Genomic DNA, 18,221 nt, shown 5'->3' with positions numbered 1-18,221 from the left:
CGATTTAATTATAGGACAACCAAATGTCTTTTTGTATAAAAAAATACTTGGTGTTCTCACTCAGAAAGAGTAACAACACCAAATATTATAGAACCCAAAAAAACAACATACAAATATATAATCATCATAGTAAACCAACCATTTCCAACGAATGGGTTCCCATTCACTAATGAGTACATTGCCGCAGAAAAGTTTAGTTCACCAATCAGATTGCGATATACAAAATAAACAATCATCGCTAGTAAAAAAGGTAAGAGGATACTCATGCCTTTTTTCTTAAAAAAAGTGTCTAAATAAGATTTACCTTTCTGTTTAAATTGTTTGATTAGTCCATACCCTGAGACAAAGAAAAATAGTCCTACTGCTAGTCTGCCAGCAATTATCAATCTAGATGATAAAAAAGAATCAGGATAGTCTCGAAGAATCTGCGATAAATGATGTAAAATCACAAATAATACAGCAATTATCTGTAGATTGGTCGTTGTTTCAACAGATAAACTTTGATTAGAATAATCTGAATTAGTATCAATACTTGAAATAATAAAAAAAACTATTATTAAAAAAATAAAATCCAACTGTCATCCACCTCAAATCATAATATCTATATTGTATCAAAAAGTATACAGGAAAAGGTAACGAATTTTGTAAACAAGCCATATAGGTTAATCGAAGACACCCAGGTATGACTTTTCAACGCTTTGACGTATCCGGTGGTGAGGTCGAGTCCAACCATGGTCAAAAAAACGCCCATGATCGGCAGACTTCCGCCGAATAGATAATTGATTAAGGGAATTTGTATCATATAGATTCCTCGCTTTCTAAATTAATTGATAGCCCCTGCGAATTTCTTTTTGCAGGGGCTAATAGCTGTTGATCCCTACGCAGTATGTGGTTGTCAATGAACGGATTTAATTGGGAAAAGGCCTATTTCCGTGGTGTCTCAGGCGGCCCTTCCTTGTTTTTCTTCCTGATCCGATGAAGCCATTGAAGCAGTCTGTTTTGTTCTTTTGTGTCTTTATTTGATGAATCTTCAATCAAAGGCATAACAGTGGGGTGCTGATCGTTAGTTTCGCTATATCTGGATTGCAGAAGCGACTCTTTTTCTACTTTAATCGCTGTTTTTTCTGAAGTTTCAATCGTGCTTAATTGTCTAAAATAGCGACCATACGGCGTTGTTGGTAGTGCGGATAGTTTCGGAGTCGGCAAAGCGACTTCTTCTTCCTGTTTTTTCGCGACTTCACAGCAATGGACCTCTTCACAGACCGTTTCCTCAACAGGTTCGCCATCGTAACGAACACCTCTCGTCTCATGTTCTGGATCAAATATCAGAGTTTCTTTATGGGTCAAGACCTTAGCGGTGACCACAGAATCAAATAGTTTTACGCCGTTTTGTGTACAAATATCTAAGTTCGTCAATAATTCGCAAGCTTCTTTGATCTGTGGCGCCGTCAAATTGGGATCGAGGTCTTTATATTTCCAATTGTGGGTGCCGCCATCACTTTTTCCAAAGGTGGCAATTAAATCCTTGGTCATTGTTCTGTTCCTTTCTTTGATTTTTTCTGCGTAGGTTGGTTCATGGTTTCATCAAGGTTCGCTAGTTTCTTCTGGTCGGACAAATGAAATAAGGGAGCGAGCGACAGAGACAACTGTTTCACCGAATTTTTTTACTGGAAAGACTCTCAGTTTCAAAGTCCGCCATTCCGGTGCCATAAAGTAGTCTTCAAAATAATAAAAGAGACGTTTCATGGTGCGGGTAGCTTTGGTGTGCATAAATACCTCGCGGACAAGATCCTTTAGAAAGTGATCAAACTCCGCCGCTCCTAATTGGCAGCGTACTTTTAAGGCTAAAATGTATTTGATGGTGACACTGCTGTTTTGTGTTTCATGGTAGAAATTGGTGATTCGTTGTTCGAGTGTTTTGGCTTTTAAGTTGAATAACTGCCGAAACGACAGTGTTTGTATAACATTCATTGATTCTCATCCCTTCATTAGATAGTAGAGGAGGGCGGCAAGACTGCCGCTACCCCTCAAAGTGTTTGATTAAAAAATAATGGTTTCAATCGTTTCGACGTACTTGGCGCTTTCGACAGTGTTGAAGAGGTCTGCGCCATCCTTATGGCAAAGCTTGACGTCGGTCATGCGTTGCAGTAATCCTTTGATCTCTGTGTCGCTCTTTTGAGTATCGGGATCATTGAAGCTCCAGGTGTGTTCTTCCCTAAGCTGTTTTTAAAGGTTGCGACGAGTTTTAGCATTTTTTCTCTTCCTTTCTATGATTTATTTGGTATAACGTGATTGACTGGTTAGGATCACGCCGTCTAGCTGGCTGCCTTCAACTGATAGCGATTTCATAATTTCACCCAGTTCAAGGACCTTCTCTTCGCTAGGCTCATCCATTACATTTGTAAAGGTGATCTTCTTAGTTTTTTCTCCGCCTGCATCGATTTCTACTTGTAGTTTATTGCCGATTTTTTGAACCATGGTTGTTTCCTCCTAATTTTTTTGTTTCCGGCCGGTGACTAAAAGATAAACGATTTCTAAAAAAAGTGCGAATCGCAAAATAACCGCTCCCCCCCTCTTATTAGTTTTACTAAATAAGAAAAATTATTACTGCAAATTTTCCAGTAATATGCACGGATGGAGATAAGAAGGAGCCGGATAATCCCTAAAACTTTTGGTAAATGATCTGCTACTACAAACACAACCATAAGTACTAGTAATTTTTATAGATAGCTACTGGTTAATATAATCTTGTTTTTAATAGTACTAATTAAAGAGCGATACAAATCGGCCAAAAGACTGATATAACAATCTTTTGGCCGATTTGTATCGCTCTATTTAATTTTAGAATCATCTGATTTTGCTTAATCGTTTGAAACTATTTCACTTTCCTATTCGCACCGAAAAATCTCCACCACTTCTCGTCAAATTCGGATTATAATACGGATCATTTTCAATATAGCTTGTCCAAGTGTCTTCCATATACTTGGTTTCCTTTTCAAACCGAGCTTGCTTTTCGGGTGTGTTTTCGTATCCTCGGGATTGAGATTCGAAGTGGTATAATTCGACTCCATGTAGCCACACATTGTTGTGACCTTTCTCATATTCTCGCAAACACAGATCAACATCGTTAAAAGCAACAGTCAACTCTTCGTCAAAGCCCTTCAACTCAGCAAAATCTTTAGCTCGAATCATTAAGCATGCTGCAGTAACTGCTAAATAATCAACGTTGATCTCTAATTTTCCAAAATAACCAAAATCTCCTCGTGGGAAAGTATGATGACCATGCCCAGCGGCACCACCCATTCCTAGTATTACACCAGCATGCTGAATCGTATTGTTTGGATAGTATAATTTTGCACCAACACAACCAATACGCTCAAACTGTGCAAAAGAAACCATTTTAGTCATCCATTCTGGCGTGATTACTTCTGTGTCATTATTTAGGAATAGCAGATACTTTCCTTTAGCAACTTTTGCAGCTAAATTATTGATGCGAGAATAATTGAATGGAATATCGATCGACTCTACAATGAAACGGTCATCCAATTGCTTTTTGTACCCAGCATAAAGCTCCTGCATCTCTGGCTGATCACTTCCGTTATCAGCCAGAATGATCTCATAATTTGAATAAGTCGTTTTTTCAATAATCGAATCTACGCAACGCTTCACGTCATCATACCCATTACGTGTAGGTATGATCACACTGACTAAGTCCTCAGATAATACTTTGTAATCTACATCATATAATCCATTTCCAGCCGCATGCTGAACTGTCGCCTCGATCCCGCGTCGATTGATTGCATCCTGAACAGCTTTTAAGCCCGCATCAAAAGCATAGCTTTTCGTTGATTGATCGGCTGCTGTTGAGCTTGGTAGGATACGCCAGTAATAGAGTATCTGTGGAATGTGTGCAATTCGCTCAGCAGTTGTTTGTTCTGTAAAACGCAGAACTAGGTCATAATCTTGCGATCCTTCATAGCCAACACGAAATCCTCCGATTTTTTCCATGATTGAACGACGATAAACACCTAAATGAGAAATATAATTCGTACCTAGTAATAAATCAGGCGACCAATCTGGCTTAAAGGCTGGGTCAAAACGTTTGCCTGTCATATCAATCTTATCTTCATCACTATATATCAAATCTAAATTCGCATTTTCGTTTAAGCGCTTGGCAACTTCGTACAAAGCAATTGGTGCAAGTTCATCGTCATTATCTAGTAAAGCAACAAACTCACCAGTCGCAATCTCTAACGCAGAATTTGTTGCTTTGGAAATATGACCGTTTTCAGAACGGAAAACATTTTTGATCCGAGAATCCTGAGCCGCATATTTTTCTAATAACGGTCTTACGGATTCATCCGTGGAATGATCATCTGCCATACACAATTCCCAGTTAGGATAAAACTGATTCTGAACGGACTCAATACATTTCTCCAGCCATTTTTCTTCAACGTTATAAACCGGCATCAAAATTGAAATAACTGGCTGATAATCAAATGCGGCGATTTCAGCTTTGATTGCCTCAGCATCCCAATTTTCATTTTCCACGATCCACTGCTGATAACTTTCATCGGATTGCTTATTTTGTTCCAACTTGATTCGACGTAAAGTATTCTTTAAGCCGTTGCGTTTCAAATAACCCAAGCCTTTACGTGCTTTGCCATAAAATTCCTGAATTTGTGATGGTTGTTTTGATACTTTTACAATGTTTTCTCTCGGAATAAAAGATTCATTTTGTGTATGATCACTAAAATGAAAATCAAGCGATATTTTTTCATCTGGATTTTCTACCTTAATAATTACCTCAAAACCCATTTGCAGATTAGCACTTGTTTTATGTGCGGCTGCCACATCTGAACGTGGGTACCACTCGATTTTATCGCTAGTGACATTTTCCGAATGAACAGTGATTGTAGGCACATCTTTAGTAACTAGATCAAGGGCCCATCCTCTGATCTCTAATTGATTCGTCTCTGGTTGGAACTTGCATTGATCAATGCAAACTTGTTCATTTTTTGCCATTGGATTAGCCTCCTATGCTGAATTGATTTGGATTGACCAATGGATCATTCAATTCTTGAGAATATTTATTACTTAAAATATCATAAGCTTCTTTTTTCACACTAAAATGATTTTCACCAGGATAGCGTACTTCAAAATAGGGATCAAAAATCAGTTTCTTTTTTTCTCTTGCCAATCGAATCGAAATGTCAATACCTTTGATAGCTGCTGGCAATGATTGATCGAATCCGTCTAATGCTACAAATATATCTTTTTGAATAATCAATGCATCTTCTGTAGCTGTGTAGATTTCCCGTGGCAGAGCCGGACGAAAATACGTCCCAATCGTCTTGTTTGATAGTCCCTGCTGTTCGTACACTATTCCTTCGTGGGTAGAATCAATCGTCACACCGCAGTAAAGGATTGCCTCGTCTTTACTAATAATCTTCCCAGTGACTGCTCCCACATTAGGCAAGCGTAAAAAATTTGTTGCTTCTTTTAACCAAGTAGATTTTGTCGGGACTAATTTTTCAGACAAGAACACTAAAAAATCACCCTCGGCTGCTTCGGCAAGTTCATTTTCATTTTTGCCAGTAAATATCCGAACACGTTCATCGGCTACATCAGAATGATTAGTCAAAATTTCAAAATCAGACCACTCGGTGATTAAAAGTTGTTCTAATTGTTCTTCACTCGTTTTCCCACTCAAAATAATCGAAACTTTTGGTTCTGTATGATAATTAAAGTCGATCTTATAAGCACCATAATTTTTTGTCATGGTTACAACACCGTTTAGATTGCGACGGTCAAGCGCTGCTTGTAACGCATTCTGACCTGCTACATAAGCGTATTCTTTGCTTTGAGGATCCATCGCCACTGATGTTTCTATCGTTCGCCAATGGTAAAGAATATTCGGTATATGATAAATTTCTTTTGCTGCTTCTGTTGCACGTAGCACAAAGTCATAATCCTGACTGCCATTAAATTCCGTTCGTAAACCACCGATTGCTTCTATGATTGAACGCTTCACAACTACAAAATGTGTAATATAATTGTGTCCAAGTAATAACGTTTCATTCCAGTTCGGTTTAAAAAATGGATCAAAACGTTTGCCACTCATTGAGAGCTTATCTTCATCCGTGTAAATAAATTCACGGTTTTGATCTTCATTTAAGGCACTAACAACTGCTAGAAGTGCTGTATCTGCTAGAATATCGTCATTATCTAAAAAGCCAATATACTCTCCAGTTGCCACCTCAATCGCTGAGTTGGTAGCTTCGGAAATATGTCCATTCTTTTCACGAAGAACAACTTTTATGCGTTCGTCTTCTGCTGCTAATTCCTGTAACAAAGGCTTGATGTGAGCCTTTGGTGAAGCATCATCTGCTAAACAAAGTTCCCAATTGGAATAAAGTTGATTCTTCAAAGAATCCACACAAGCTCGCAGCCATTTTTCATCAACGTTATACACTGGTACAACCAAAGAAATTTTAGGCTGAAAAGCTAATCCTCTTGATGCTTCGATTAGTTGTGAACGATACGGTTCTTCAACCTTTGTCATCCATTCTTCATAATTCGCACTTTGTTGTTTAGAGCGTTGATAATTCTTTATCGCTCCAGCAAAGCCATTTCGTTTGATTGATCCAAGCAAACGGCGAATTTTTCTTGCCGTAGTTGTATTCGCAGTCTTTATCCTTCGTGCTACAACTGGATAAATTTGATCTTGATCGTCTATTAGAAGCAGCTTCACACCATCCGTTATTTGCAAATCTTTAATCGTTAGAATAAAGCCAAACTTATCTGCGGATGCTATTCCAAATACTTCATTGACATCTGGGCGATAGATACGATTAACATTCATTTGTTTCACCGATTCTGCCATTAAAAAATCTAATGGCGCCTTCGTAGCTTCTGAAAATCCCCACCCTTTTATAATGGCTTCATTTTCAGATTCATTATTTTCAATCGTCTCAATCGTTAATTTGATTCCTTCTATTTCAATTCCTGGTTCTAGCTCTAAAAAAGGAATATTCTTCAACTGATAGCCATACTTATCTAGATAGTTCAGTTTCAAAGAAAGTAAACGATTTAATCCCTTTTCGTATCTGAGGTCATCCATCATTTTTTCTTCTGCTGGGAAGAATTCTTCTTCATTTAAAACATTTACATTTACTGAATATTCTTTTCCGGCTATTGCTGCTCCATCAACAACCACATAAGGCTCTTCTGCAATCTCAGGGAACATAAAAAGATCTTCTTGGTACCAAGAAGCATTTGTTTCTTCAATTTTCAGGAGCCTATTTTCCACAATAACAGATAGTTGAATTGAAGCAGGAACTTTACCGATAACAATTCTTAATTTCTTAGTATCCTCAGGTGCATGATGAACGGTACTTTTATTTTCGCCGGTTTGATTATTAAATATATACGGCTCTACTTCAAATTTACCATTAATAAGATAAGCTAATTGTATTTGCTTATTGTAATTTGAATTAATTGGTTCGACACGCTCTGGATTCGTAACAGGTTCTTTGCGCAATGCATAAAAATATTGATAAACTTCGCCAAAGGGACGATTTTTGAAATCATAACGAACCATCTCAGGCAAGTCTTCGTAACTCGCAGACAGTTCATTTTGTCCAACCTGTGCGTAAGTAAAGTCTTCTCGACGTATTGACAAACCAATTCGATCAAATAGCTCTTCGAATCCTTTTTGCGTATAAAAACTGTTATGTGTGCGATCCAGTAAACCGTATTGTTTCCAGTCCAATTTATTATTAAACAAATCAATCAGTACTGAATTATGCGCCAAATTCGGGAATGTTAATAGTATCTCTCCATTTTGAGCCAAAAATTTACTGGCCTTCTCCAGCGCTTTTTCCGAATCAGTCAAATGCTCTAAAACATCTGCAAAGATAATAAAATCGAAGCTTTTACCGGCAAAATGATCGCACCATTTATATTCTTCAATGTTTCCTAAAAAGCCGTCTTGGGCAAAGCCCATGACGTGCTCAAATAAGATCGGATCAAACTCAACAATTGATACTTCACATTTTTTTTCATTGATTAGATACTTAGTCATTCGACCATTACCTGGACCAAATTCTAAAACAGATGAACTTTCAGGGATCTGGCTAATAATCTTCCCAACACTTGTATGTTCTTCAAGCGACAAATCAAAATCATACTTCATTTTAAATCGTATCCTTCCACTTATGATCCAAGACAACGATGCCTTCACCAACATATTTACCAGAAATAAACATGGTTAAATACCTTGTTTTATAAACCAATGGCACGGTCGCATTTTCTTCAAAAAGGGCTACATCAAAATAATATTCGCCGCCTAAAAGTGCCATCTTTTCGTATTCTAAATAGAAGACATTCTCTCCCTTTTTCCAAGGAATTGATTCTTCATCCAATAATGTATTCAATCCGCACACGTAATTATTATCTACAGTTCGGATAGCCACACCTAAAACAGGTTTCTTTATAGAATCGTCCTTCACATTATATATTACCTTTATAACTACCTTACTATCTTGTTCAACGATTTCTAAAGGTTGCAGATTTCCATCTAATAATTCAGCTGATTTCACTTCCACGATATCATAAGCAGAAAAATCTTCAGATGACGAGTTTTCACGATCAACTGTTTTTAAAGATTTCTTTTTCAAAAAGTTTTCATATGTTTCAGTGATTTCCATCGTCTCGCCTTCAGCTTCTACGACACCGTTTTTCAGCCAATACACTCGATCACAAAAACGGCGAACTGCGTTTACATCATGCGAAACAAAAAGAATTGTTTTGCCAGCATTTCGTAGCTCAGTGAATTTTTCCATACATTTTAATTGAAATTCTAAATCACCAACGGCTAAGGCTTCATCCACGATCAAAATATCTGGATCGACATTGATTGCCACTGCAAAAGCAAGGCGGACGAACATTCCACTCGAATATGTTTTAACAGGTTGATACAAGTGATCCCCAATATCAGCGAAATTGATGATGTCATCCACCTTTTCAGCCATCTCTTCACGAGAATAACCTAATACCATCCCATTAAGAAAAATGTTTTCATAACCGCTGTATTCTGGATTAAAGCCTGAACCCAGCTCCAAAAGCGCTGCAATATTTCCCTCAATCTTTACTTCACCTTCAGAAGGTGTTAGTACACCCGTAATGATTTTTAAAATCGTTGATTTTCCCGAACCATTTTCACCAATAAAACCAATCATCTCGCCTTTTTCTACTTTAACATTCACATCATTTAAAGCATAAAAAACTTCATGGTATGTTTTTCTTGTTGGACTCAAGGCTTCCTTCAGACGATCAGATGGCTTTTTGTACATATCATATTTTTTAGTTAAATGGTTTATCTCAATTACAGTTTCAGTCATTTAGATTTATCTCCTTATAAAACATCAGAAAAATGTGGTTTTAAGCGTTTGAAGACGATACTGCCGATTACTAGTAAAATCAAAGTAACAGCCCAGAAATAGATTGATAACATCGGCTTTTCCCAGAACCACTGCTCACCAAAAAATGCGTCCCGATAGCCTTGGACAACATAAAACATGGGATTGAATTTCAAAATAAACTGAATCGTTGGGTGCGCCGCAAATTGATTGATGCTCCACAATACTGGCGTTCCCCACATTAGCGCTTGCATAATAACACCAATAAATTGGTTAATATCTGGGAAAAAAGGCTGGATTGATGACGTAATCCAAGTCAATCCTGTTAAAAACATCATCATCGCAAAAAGATAGTAGAACATCTGCAAAATATGCAAATCTGGTACCACCTGATTAAAGAGTCCTACAACAAGTGCAATAATAATGAAAAATACATGCATATACATAGCAGAAAATAATTTAACAGATGGTAAAATTCGAATGTTAAAAACAACTTTTTTCACTAAATAGCTGTATTCACGAAAAACATTTGTAGCTGAACCTAATACCTCTGAAAAATACATCCATGGTACTAAACCAGTCAATAGAAAAACAATAAATGGATATTTACCATCTGTCATGGCTGCTTTGAATCCAACACCGAACACAAACCAGTAGGTCACTACCATCACTAATGGATTCGCAAAAGCCCAAAAAATTCCTAAAGCTGACCCGGCATAGCGGGCCTTGAAATCATTTATAGAGAATTGCTTTAGTAATGTACGATTCTGGATAATCTCTTTAAAAAAACCAAGTAAGTCTTTGAACATTTTCTTTCCTCTCATCTAACGCTTTATTTATTACTTCTATAGTTGATTAACGTTATTATTCTACAGAAAGATATATGTAAAAGCAAGGTTATTAAGAAAAGCTTCGCTATTTCAATGTGGCGCTCAATCTAGCGTCATATACTATTTATCTCACATTCAATCTCTTTTTATTTTTGAATTGTATCTATATTACTTTACGATTTCCATTTAACAAATAGTCATCTAGACTATTAATTAATCAATAAAAAGATGCCAACCAAAAGGAAAATTAAAACAAGTTCTAAAATTTTATTGAATAAAAGAGCTTAGCAGTTTTAGAAGCATTAAAAGAAAAGACTGTAGTCATCATCCATAAAATGGACTTTGTCTACAGTCACTCGGCTGTTATTCGTTTAAAAGAATTTGTGTCAGCTCTCCTAATAATAACTATAGCTAACTAGTTATTTGGGCAAGATTAAGTTTTGCTCGAATACTGAACGGAAAACCACCTCGGGAAAACGAGAAAAAATATAAAAATTACAGTAGTAACCAACAAAGGCTAAACACACGAGTGAAAACACTAGTCGTATTCCCCAATTTACTTTAGAACTAAGAGCATTTGCAAAAAGAATGTAATTAGATAGCAAGCAAGCGCGTATCAAGCGATCAAAACTTACAGATATAGTAATCAAAGGTATTACTGTCATTAACAGTGCATTAACCCTAATAATTAAAGTTGCATGATTGTAATAATAGTTATTTATCTTTTTCAAATTTTGCTTACTTGCAAAAAATCTTTCTGATGGACTTTTTAAGCTGTAACGAATCATACACCAAGCAATTCCTGCTAACAGGGATAACATGATTAAATAAATCATATACCCTCGTACTTCTTCTGGAGAGGTCATAAACTTAGCATCGTAGTATCGGTTAATCTTATAATCGATAAATGGCAGCAAACGTCCTACTATCTTCATTACGCCACTTAAATTAGATGCAACTAATAAAGAGACAGAAGTCGTAATAAGATATAAAATGAACGGCGGCACAAAATAAACGATTGCAACAAAATAGAAGAAAATTGCAGAATAGTGAAACATGACTCCTCCAGTAACAAGAGCTAAATATTTTGCTATACTCAACCAACTACGATCTTGAGCTAAAACTGTCAAACCCACAGTGATGAATGCTGCTGCGATGAAACTTCTTATTTGCGCAGCATCCATAGTAAATGGAAAAATTAGATAGAAAACAAGTGTCCACCCAGGATTGAGAGATGCTTTAAAAACTGAATAAACCATCAACAATAATGCCAAACCAATCACTATGGCAAAAAAAACTTGGAAGGACAGCCCCATTGCTTTTGCCACGAGTTGGAGATGGGTATATCCCCACTCTTCTTTTGCAGCTATAGGATCATTATAAAAATTTTGGTATTGACCACGGTCTGCGATTGCCGTGTTGAAGGTCATCGCAATCCAGAAAAGAAAGACAAGTATGGAGCAAACTATTTTATTTCTTCTGAAAATTACGGTTAATCCTCCCACACTCAAAAAAAGCCAATAACTCATATTAAGTCCACCGCCTTTCTATTTATATAAGCAACACTAGCAATTAGATATGGCTAAACTCTTTATTTTAGGAAAAAGTATTTTTAATTAATATACTCACCATAGCTTGGCGCCGGCTGTGGAATTTCCTGATAGTTCTCCGTTCCACCAACTGGATCAATCTCATCTTCAGGTTGTACCTGTTCTTCATCTGAAGTAAAGCTCAACTTATAAATTGACCACTTGTCTTTATCCGGACCATAAATGCGTTCAAATTGTGCATAGTTTAATGAGTTATAGTCCTCCATCGGACGTTTACTAATTACATATTTAAATCCTAGTTTTTTACAATCTGTAAAATTGAGATAAACCGTAAAATTATCAGGTCGATCCAAGTGGAATCTTGTTGCTTCCGATACAGCAAACGCACGTGTATGCGCATAACGGTTGTAGATTTTCTCATTCTTACCTTTTGGATCAATCTCATGCCATAACTTCATATCTGGATAAAAACGTACAGAATTAATCGTCTTCACACCTAATGCTGGAGTAAAATTATACAAATCCCCCTCTGAAAGCCATAATGCATCGGGGTCTTTCTTTTTAATTTTAACGATTTCTTCGGCCAATGTCTTCTTATCAATCGCTCCAGTTCCACGTACGACTGGATTAACAAAAATTCCTGAGACTAAAACAATCACAGTCATCCCCAAGATAAACACTTTTTTCAATTTGAATAGCACGCAGAAAAGAAGTAAAGCGAACACCACAAGTGTCATAAAAATTTCAAAATTATTAAAATACAACCCCATTACTGAGGAAATGACAGAATGAGAAGCCTGTATCATAACAAGACCAAATATTATTAATTTTATCCACCAAGAAACTTTTACATATTCCCATAAGAAATTTATCATCCATAAACTTAATAATACCGAGCCAAAACCTAAAGTTACTAAACCACGTGTACTTGTCACATAAGTCAACATCAAAGTTTTTGCGATGCCATGACTATAGCCGAAATAGGTCCAACCAAAAACGAAACAACAAAACAACCCTAAAATTACTCCCAAATATTTTTCTTCCTTGCCTCGTTTAGAAAAGAAAACAAATGGTGATAGCAATACTGTCAGAGGAAATAAATTGAAATATGATGCGACTTCCCCGTTGTTTGTCCCATAAAAATCGAAGTCTTCAAATGGGATTTTCCAATTTGTCAAAAACAGAAAATAATCTGATAATGGACGGCCCCCGCCTTCAGCTTCACGATGGCCTGGATAAATAGTGTTCATCGTCGCATCGATAGCATCCTTTGATGTATTATAAAAATGTAAAAGAATAAATACGATTAGTCCAAGACCACCAATAATAATCGGTAAATCCCAAATATCTAGTACTATTTTTTTTCGGAAATGAATCAATGTGCCGAACAACCAAAATAGAATTAGATACGCCAATGGCACTTGGTGGGCAGGATACAATACTAAGACAAAACCGATGCCATTAATCACAATTAAGCTCATCATAAGTAGACGCAAGATTTTGTTGTCGTGCTTAGCAATAAAATAATAACTTGCTACCATAATCGCCAACGTAAAAAATATTAAATCTCCTACATGCTGCATAAACCACCATTGAATTGAGGGAGAAAAAGTGATCCAGAATGCCCCCAACAATGACAAGTACTTATTACGTTTGGTTAGGATCATGACCAATTCGAAACTCAATAGAAGCATCCCGATAATTTTAAATCCCCAATAAAAGGAGAGTCCTCGTTCTTTCCCCAAAAAAAGAAATCCCCAATTGAATGGTTTTCCTATCACAGTTATATCCTTAACAGGCGAGTTGTAAGCAAGAATCATGTTTTGGCCTTCTTTGCCATACTGCTTGTTTACGACTGGATAATCACTTTCAGCTTGTGAGAAATAAAAAGGCGTTTGAACCATCCATTCATCCGAACGAACAGCTCTATTTTCACCAAAAATGACATCAGACTTCTTGTCGTCACTACGTTCAGAAACAATTTTATCCCAAGAACCTATCGAACTCCCATTTAAGTTTAGTACGACGATTAAAATAAGAAAAAGTATGCCTATTATGTATCTAAAGCGAATGATTTGATCAATAATCCATTCAAAAGGATTCGTCTTCTCATATGGCACTTCCCTAGTCCGCTTTTCTGCCCGTGTTTCCATTTTTTCCTCCTGAAATTAAAAATTCGAATGTCAATTTTCCATAGTTAAATCTTCCTGTTAAAATCTGTTTACATCCTCGAAGTAATAACTGCCTTCGATATTGAGGAAGCAATTGTTTGTTATATAAATAATAATAGCATTTTTCAGCTTGAATGATTGCTAGATAACGAGAAAGATTCATATGATTTTTATAGTCTAACACTGATAATTGATGTTCTAGTTTATTTGAAAGAATATAGATTTGTTGATGTTCGTTAAAGATACGCCAGCAAAGCCAATGATCCAAGTAGTCTAATGGAAAATGAATATTGTACCCGCCCAATTCTCGTAAAAAAATCGTTCTTATTGCCGTTCCTGAATTAATCACCATAATATCCTTAGAATATACACGATTTTTTTTAGGTAATTCTGTATGTAATGGACGCAAAGTATCGCTACGTACAGGAGAAATTTGTCGTTCATTGTCTGTTACTATCGGAGCCACGGCTGCGACAGTTTCTGACAATTCTGAAGATGTACTAATTAGTTCACTTAAGTATTCTTTCGTTAGCTTTGTATCTTGATCTAAGGTCATCAGCCATTCTGTGTCATCATTGCTTTGGTCCAAAGCGTAATTATAAGCCTGAGCCAATCCAACATTTTTTTTACTGTGATAATAAATGAAACGCCCTTCTAATTCTACTGGTTCTGTCCCCTGCTCACTGTTATCAAAAATCAAAATTTTTCGAATTTCTGGAAAAGCTCCAGAGGCAAGAAGTTGGTTTAAGCTTATGATCGTCGGCGACTCAGAAAACGTCATATTATAAAGAACCACCACTACTTCAAACAAATCTCTCACCTCTAGCTTCTTTCTTATTGTTTTGCTTCTAATTCAAGGAAACTATTCAATGCTTCTTGCCACGTAGGTATTTCAAAACCTAATCCTTTGGCTTTACTTAAGTCCATGATTGAATATTGCGGACGAGTGGCTTTTTGCGGATACTCCTCAGAAGTCACCGGTGCTACTTCTACATCTGTATCTTTCAAAATTTCTTTTGCGAACTCATACCATGAACAGCTGTTTTCATTCGATAAATGATAAATGCCGAATGGTGCTTTCTTTTCAATGACGAATACCATAAATTCTGCTAATGTCCGTGTCCAAGTTGGTCGGCCGAATTGATCATTTACAACCGTCAAACGATCATGCGTTTTAGCTAATTTCTGCATGGTATAAATAAAGTTATGACCATAGATGCCAAATACCCATGAAGTACGGATGATATAATAGTCATCCATCGTTTCTTGTACAGCTTTTTCGCCCAATAGTTTCGTTCGGCCATATTCGCTTAATGGGTTTGTCGTATCGTCTACTTGATACATACCTTCTTTTTTCTTACCATCAAAGACGTAATCCGTACTAATATAAATTAATGTTGCTCCGGCAGCTTTTGCTGCTTCAGCAACGTTCCGTGTGCCTTCCACGTTGATTTTTTCATCTAACTCTTTTCCTTCGTCCTCCGCCTTATCAACAGCAGTGTAAGCAGCACAATGATAGATAATTTCTGGTTTCATATCTGTAATGAACTTGTACGTACCCTCTTTATCGGTAATATCAAGCTGATCAGCATCTGTTGAAAGATACTCAAGCTTTTTTTCATCTAATAAATGACGTAACTCTGTTCCTAATTGTCCGTGTCCACCTGTAATTAAGATCATTTCTATCGACTCCTTTTCTCAAAAAAAGGCAGGTTACCCCTGCCAGATTCAATTAGTATTATTGGCCGTTTTTGGCGTAATTACTTTCGACCGCTTCTTTTTCAGCACGCCACCACTCTTCATGCTCAGTATACCATTTAATGGTGTCTTTCATACCCGCACGGAAGTTCGTAAATTCTGGTGTCCACCCTAATTCTTCTCGTAATTTCGTTGAATCGATTGCATAACGTAAATCATGCCCAGCACGATCCTTTACATGATCGTATGCGTCTTTTGGTTGACCCATTTCTTCTAAGATGATCTCCATTACGGTTTTATTATCTTCTTCTCCATCCGCACCAATCAGATAGGTTTCACCAATCTTACCCTTGGTTAAGATTGCCCAAACAGCAGAAGAATGATCATTAGTGTGTATCCAATCTCGCACATTCTTACCGTCACCGTACAATTTTGGACGAATTCCGCTCAAAATGTTTGTAATTTGACGGGGAATGAATTTTTCAATATGTTGATACGGACCATAGTTATTTGAACAATTTGAAATTGTCGCCCGTAATCCAAACGACCGTACCCAAGCTTTTACTAATAAATCTGATCCTGCTTTGGTTGACGAATATGGACTTGAAGGATTGTAAGGTGTTTCTGCTGTGAATTTTTCTCCTTCACCTTCACCATGGCCGGGCAAATCTTCTCTTAATGGAAGATCGCCATATACTTCATCGGTGGATACATGATGATACCGCACATTATTTTTTCGACATGCTTCAATCAATGTATAGGTTCCAATGATGTTCGTTTGAACAAAAGGAAATGGATCTTTTAGAGAATTGTCATTGTGAGATTCGGCCGCATAATGAACAACCGCATCTGTTTTTTTGACTAAACGATCAACTAACTCTGCATCAGCAATATCGCCAACTACTAATTCTACTCGATCTTCAGGTAATCCAGCTAAATTTTCCTTGTTTCCTGCGTAAGTTAATTTATCTAAAACAGTAATGTGGACATCTGGATGATTATTTGCAACATAATGAACAAAGTTAGAGCCGATGAAACCTGCTCCACCAGTTACGATAATATTTTTCATCAATTATCTACCCCTTAAATTTCACCATAAACGAAAGGATTTTCAGCTTCAAATTCTTTCAAGGTTGGTTGTTTTGCATCTTTTTCTGATGTGATGGCTTTTTCGATATCAATCGGCCAATCAATCGCTAAATCTGGATCTGCAAATGAAATACCACCATCTGCCTCTGCATCGTAATAATTATCACACTTGTACATGAAATTGACATTTGGGGTCAATGTAACAAATCCGTGAGCATATCCTCGAGGAACTAACAATTGACGATGATTATGCTCAGAAAGAATATAACCTTCCCATTTCCCATAAGTTGGACTTCCTTTACGGATATCCACGATGACATCGAGAACTGCTCCCGTCACAACGCGAATCAATTTCGTTTGGGCTGATTTTCCCTTTTGAAAGTGCAAGCCTCGCAGCACACCTGGTTGTGTTGAAAGTGAATGATTGTCTTGAATAAAATCAAAATCTATTCCAGCTGCTTTGAAGTCTTCTACTGAAAAACTCTCAGTGAAAAAGCCGCGGTGATCGCCAAAAACTGCTGGTTCAATAATTTTTACATCTGTTAAATTTGTTTCTGTTACCTTAATTTTCCCCATGCTTATTCCTCTTCTGCTAAACGTAATAGGTATTGTCCATACTGATTTTTCTTTAATGGTTGGGCAAGTTCGATCAATTGCTCTTTTGTGATATAGCCCATTCGATAGGAAATCTCCTCTAAACAAGCCACCTTCAAATTTTGACGCTTCTCAATCGTTGAAATAAATGTTGACGCTTCTAATAATGATTCGTGAGTACCAGTATCTAACCACGCAAACCCGCGACTCATTACTTCTACAGATAATTTATTGCGTACTAAATATTCTTTGTTTACATCAGTGATTTCTAACTCTCCACGCTCAGAAGGTTCAATATTCTTGGCAATTTCCACTACATCGTTATCATAGAAATACAAACCAGTTACTGCATAGTGAGATTTTGGTTTTTCAGGTTTTTCTTCGATTGACACGGCTTGCATCTCATTGTCAAACTCCACCACGCCAAAGCGTTCCGGATCATTTACATGGTAACCAAAAACTGTTGCACCTTCAGTCTTCTTAGCTGCTCGCTGCAGCATGCGGGACAATCCATCACCATAATAAATATTGTCTCCCAGAACTAAACAAACACTATCATCGCCAATAAATTCTTCACCAATAATAAAAGCCTGTGCCAAGCCATCCGGACTTTCCTGAACAGCGTACTCAATGTGGATGCCTAATTCATTTCCATCTCCAAAAAGATTTTCAAACCTTGGTGTATCTTGTGGTGTTGAGATAATTAAAATCTCATTGATCCCAGCCAGCATCAATGTTGACATTGGGTAGTAAATCATTGGTTTATCATAAACCGGCATTAATTGTTTCGAGGTTGCTTTAGTTAGAGGGTATAAACGAGTTCCGCTACCCCCTGCTAAGATAATTCCTTTCATAATTACGCTCCTT

15 protein-coding genes and 2 pseudogenes are annotated in these 18,221 nt (G+C 36.9%); all 17 read right to left on the bottom strand.

Going from position 1 to position 18,221, the window contains the following annotated elements:
- Positions 1-56: 56 nt before the first annotated feature.
- Positions 57-575, bottom strand: coding sequence for an acyltransferase family protein (locus tag OMU_RS14285; RefSeq protein ID WP_016180592.1), 519 nt, complete (start codon positions 573-575; stop codon positions 57-59).
- A 41-nt stretch (positions 576-616) separates the two neighbouring features.
- Positions 617-802: pseudogene (locus OMU_RS22940) on the bottom strand (phage holin family protein); the annotation flags it as partial.
- Positions 803-924: 122 nt separating this feature from the next.
- Positions 925-1,533, bottom strand: coding sequence for a DUF2922 family protein (locus OMU_RS14280; RefSeq protein WP_016180590.1), 609 nt, complete (start codon positions 1,531-1,533; stop codon positions 925-927).
- Between the two features lie 51 nt (positions 1,534-1,584).
- Positions 1,585-1,971: a hypothetical protein gene (locus OMU_RS14275; RefSeq protein WP_016180589.1), complete on the bottom strand. Its 387-nt coding sequence runs from the start codon at positions 1,969-1,971 to the stop codon at positions 1,585-1,587.
- A gap of 69 nt (positions 1,972-2,040) precedes the next feature.
- Positions 2,041-2,252: pseudogene (locus OMU_RS23750) on the bottom strand (DUF2922 family protein).
- 22 nt (positions 2,253-2,274) lie between these two features.
- A complete protein-coding gene (locus OMU_RS14270) occupies positions 2,275-2,478 on the bottom strand; it encodes a DUF1659 domain-containing protein (protein ID WP_016180588.1) in 204 nt (67 codons plus the stop codon).
- 402 nt (positions 2,479-2,880) lie between these two features.
- Positions 2,881-5,025: a glycosyltransferase family 2 protein gene (locus OMU_RS14265; protein WP_016180587.1), complete on the bottom strand. Its 2,145-nt coding sequence runs from the start codon at positions 5,023-5,025 to the stop codon at positions 2,881-2,883.
- A gap of 4 nt (positions 5,026-5,029) precedes the next feature.
- Positions 5,030-8,197 carry a glycosyltransferase gene (locus OMU_RS14260; RefSeq protein WP_016180586.1) on the bottom strand — a complete coding sequence of 1,056 codons (3,168 nt, stop codon included), beginning with the start codon at positions 8,195-8,197 and terminating at the stop codon, positions 5,030-5,032.
- A 1-nt stretch (position 8,198) separates the two neighbouring features.
- Complete coding sequence (locus OMU_RS14255; RefSeq protein ID WP_016180585.1) at positions 8,199-9,404, bottom strand: ABC transporter ATP-binding protein; 1,206 nt, start codon at positions 9,402-9,404, stop codon at positions 8,199-8,201.
- Positions 9,405-9,418: 14 nt separating this feature from the next.
- Positions 9,419-10,231: an ABC transporter permease gene (locus OMU_RS14250; RefSeq protein ID WP_016180584.1), complete on the bottom strand. Its 813-nt coding sequence runs from the start codon at positions 10,229-10,231 to the stop codon at positions 9,419-9,421.
- 440 nt (positions 10,232-10,671) lie between these two features.
- The gene (locus OMU_RS14245; protein ID WP_016180583.1) at positions 10,672-11,781 is read right to left on the bottom strand and encodes an EpsG family protein; all 1,110 of its coding nucleotides are present in this window, start codon (positions 11,779-11,781) and stop codon (positions 10,672-10,674) included.
- 83 nt (positions 11,782-11,864) lie between these two features.
- The gene (locus tag OMU_RS14240) at positions 11,865-13,955 is read right to left on the bottom strand and encodes a DUF7657 domain-containing protein (protein WP_016180582.1); all 2,091 of its coding nucleotides are present in this window, start codon (positions 13,953-13,955) and stop codon (positions 11,865-11,867) included.
- Positions 13,927-14,793, bottom strand: a complete 867-nt coding sequence (locus tag OMU_RS14235; protein ID WP_227131620.1) for a glycosyltransferase — start codon at positions 14,791-14,793, stop codon at positions 13,927-13,929. Before OMU_RS14235 ends, OMU_RS14240 begins: the two co-directional genes overlap by 29 nt.
- Positions 14,794-14,807: 14 nt before the next feature.
- A complete protein-coding gene (rfbD, locus tag OMU_RS14230) occupies positions 14,808-15,653 on the bottom strand; it encodes a dTDP-4-dehydrorhamnose reductase (RefSeq protein ID WP_016180580.1) in 846 nt (281 codons plus the stop codon).
- A 58-nt stretch (positions 15,654-15,711) separates the two neighbouring features.
- Positions 15,712-16,740, bottom strand: coding sequence for a dTDP-glucose 4,6-dehydratase (gene rfbB / locus OMU_RS14225; RefSeq protein ID WP_016180579.1), 1,029 nt, complete (start codon positions 16,738-16,740; stop codon positions 15,712-15,714).
- A 14-nt stretch (positions 16,741-16,754) separates the two neighbouring features.
- On the bottom strand, positions 16,755-17,327 hold the full coding sequence (rfbC, locus tag OMU_RS14220) for a dTDP-4-dehydrorhamnose 3,5-epimerase (protein ID WP_171030563.1): 573 nt from the start codon (positions 17,325-17,327) through the stop codon (positions 16,755-16,757).
- Between the two features lie 11 nt (positions 17,328-17,338).
- Positions 17,339-18,208, bottom strand: coding sequence for a glucose-1-phosphate thymidylyltransferase RfbA (gene rfbA / locus OMU_RS14215; RefSeq protein WP_016180577.1), 870 nt, complete (start codon positions 18,206-18,208; stop codon positions 17,339-17,341).
- Positions 18,209-18,221: the final 13 nt, after the last annotated feature.

The organism is Enterococcus avium ATCC 14025 (genome assembly GCF_000406965.1).
In the GTDB taxonomy this organism is placed as follows: domain Bacteria; phylum Bacillota; class Bacilli; order Lactobacillales; family Enterococcaceae; genus Enterococcus_A; species Enterococcus_A avium.
Note: the sequence above shows the minus strand (reverse complement) of the source record. Positions and strands in the feature narration are given on the sequence as shown.

Bases quoted from the DNA above. Each gene is read 5' to 3' on its own strand.
- OMU_RS14280 (WP_016180590.1), bottom strand. From the start codon at position 1,533: ATGACCAAGGATTTAATTGCCACCTTTGGAAAAAGTGATGGCGGCACC.
- OMU_RS14275 (WP_016180589.1), bottom strand. From the start codon at position 1,971: ATGAATGTTATACAAACACTGTCGTTTCGGCAGTTATTCAACTTAAAA.
- OMU_RS14270 (WP_016180588.1), bottom strand. From the start codon at position 2,478: ATGGTTCAAAAAATCGGCAATAAACTACAAGTAGAAATCGATGCAGGC.
- OMU_RS14265 (WP_016180587.1), bottom strand. From the start codon at position 5,025: ATGGCAAAAAATGAACAAGTTTGCATTGATCAATGCAAGTTCCAACCA.
- OMU_RS14260 (WP_016180586.1), bottom strand. From the start codon at position 8,197: ATGAAGTATGATTTTGATTTGTCGCTTGAAGAACATACAAGTGTTGGG.
- OMU_RS14255 (WP_016180585.1), bottom strand. From the start codon at position 9,404: ATGACTGAAACTGTAATTGAGATAAACCATTTAACTAAAAAATATGAT.
- OMU_RS14250 (WP_016180584.1), bottom strand. From the start codon at position 10,231: ATGTTCAAAGACTTACTTGGTTTTTTTAAAGAGATTATCCAGAATCGT.
- OMU_RS14245 (WP_016180583.1), bottom strand. From the start codon at position 11,781: ATGAGTTATTGGCTTTTTTTGAGTGTGGGAGGATTAACCGTAATTTTC.
- OMU_RS14240 (WP_016180582.1), bottom strand. From the start codon at position 13,955: ATGGAAACACGGGCAGAAAAGCGGACTAGGGAAGTGCCATATGAGAAG.
- rfbD (WP_016180580.1), bottom strand. From the start codon at position 15,653: ATGATCTTAATTACAGGTGGACACGGACAATTAGGAACAGAGTTACGT.
- rfbB (WP_016180579.1), bottom strand. From the start codon at position 16,740: ATGAAAAATATTATCGTAACTGGTGGAGCAGGTTTCATCGGCTCTAAC.
- rfbA (WP_016180577.1), bottom strand. From the start codon at position 18,208: ATGAAAGGAATTATCTTAGCAGGGGGTAGCGGAACTCGTTTATACCCT.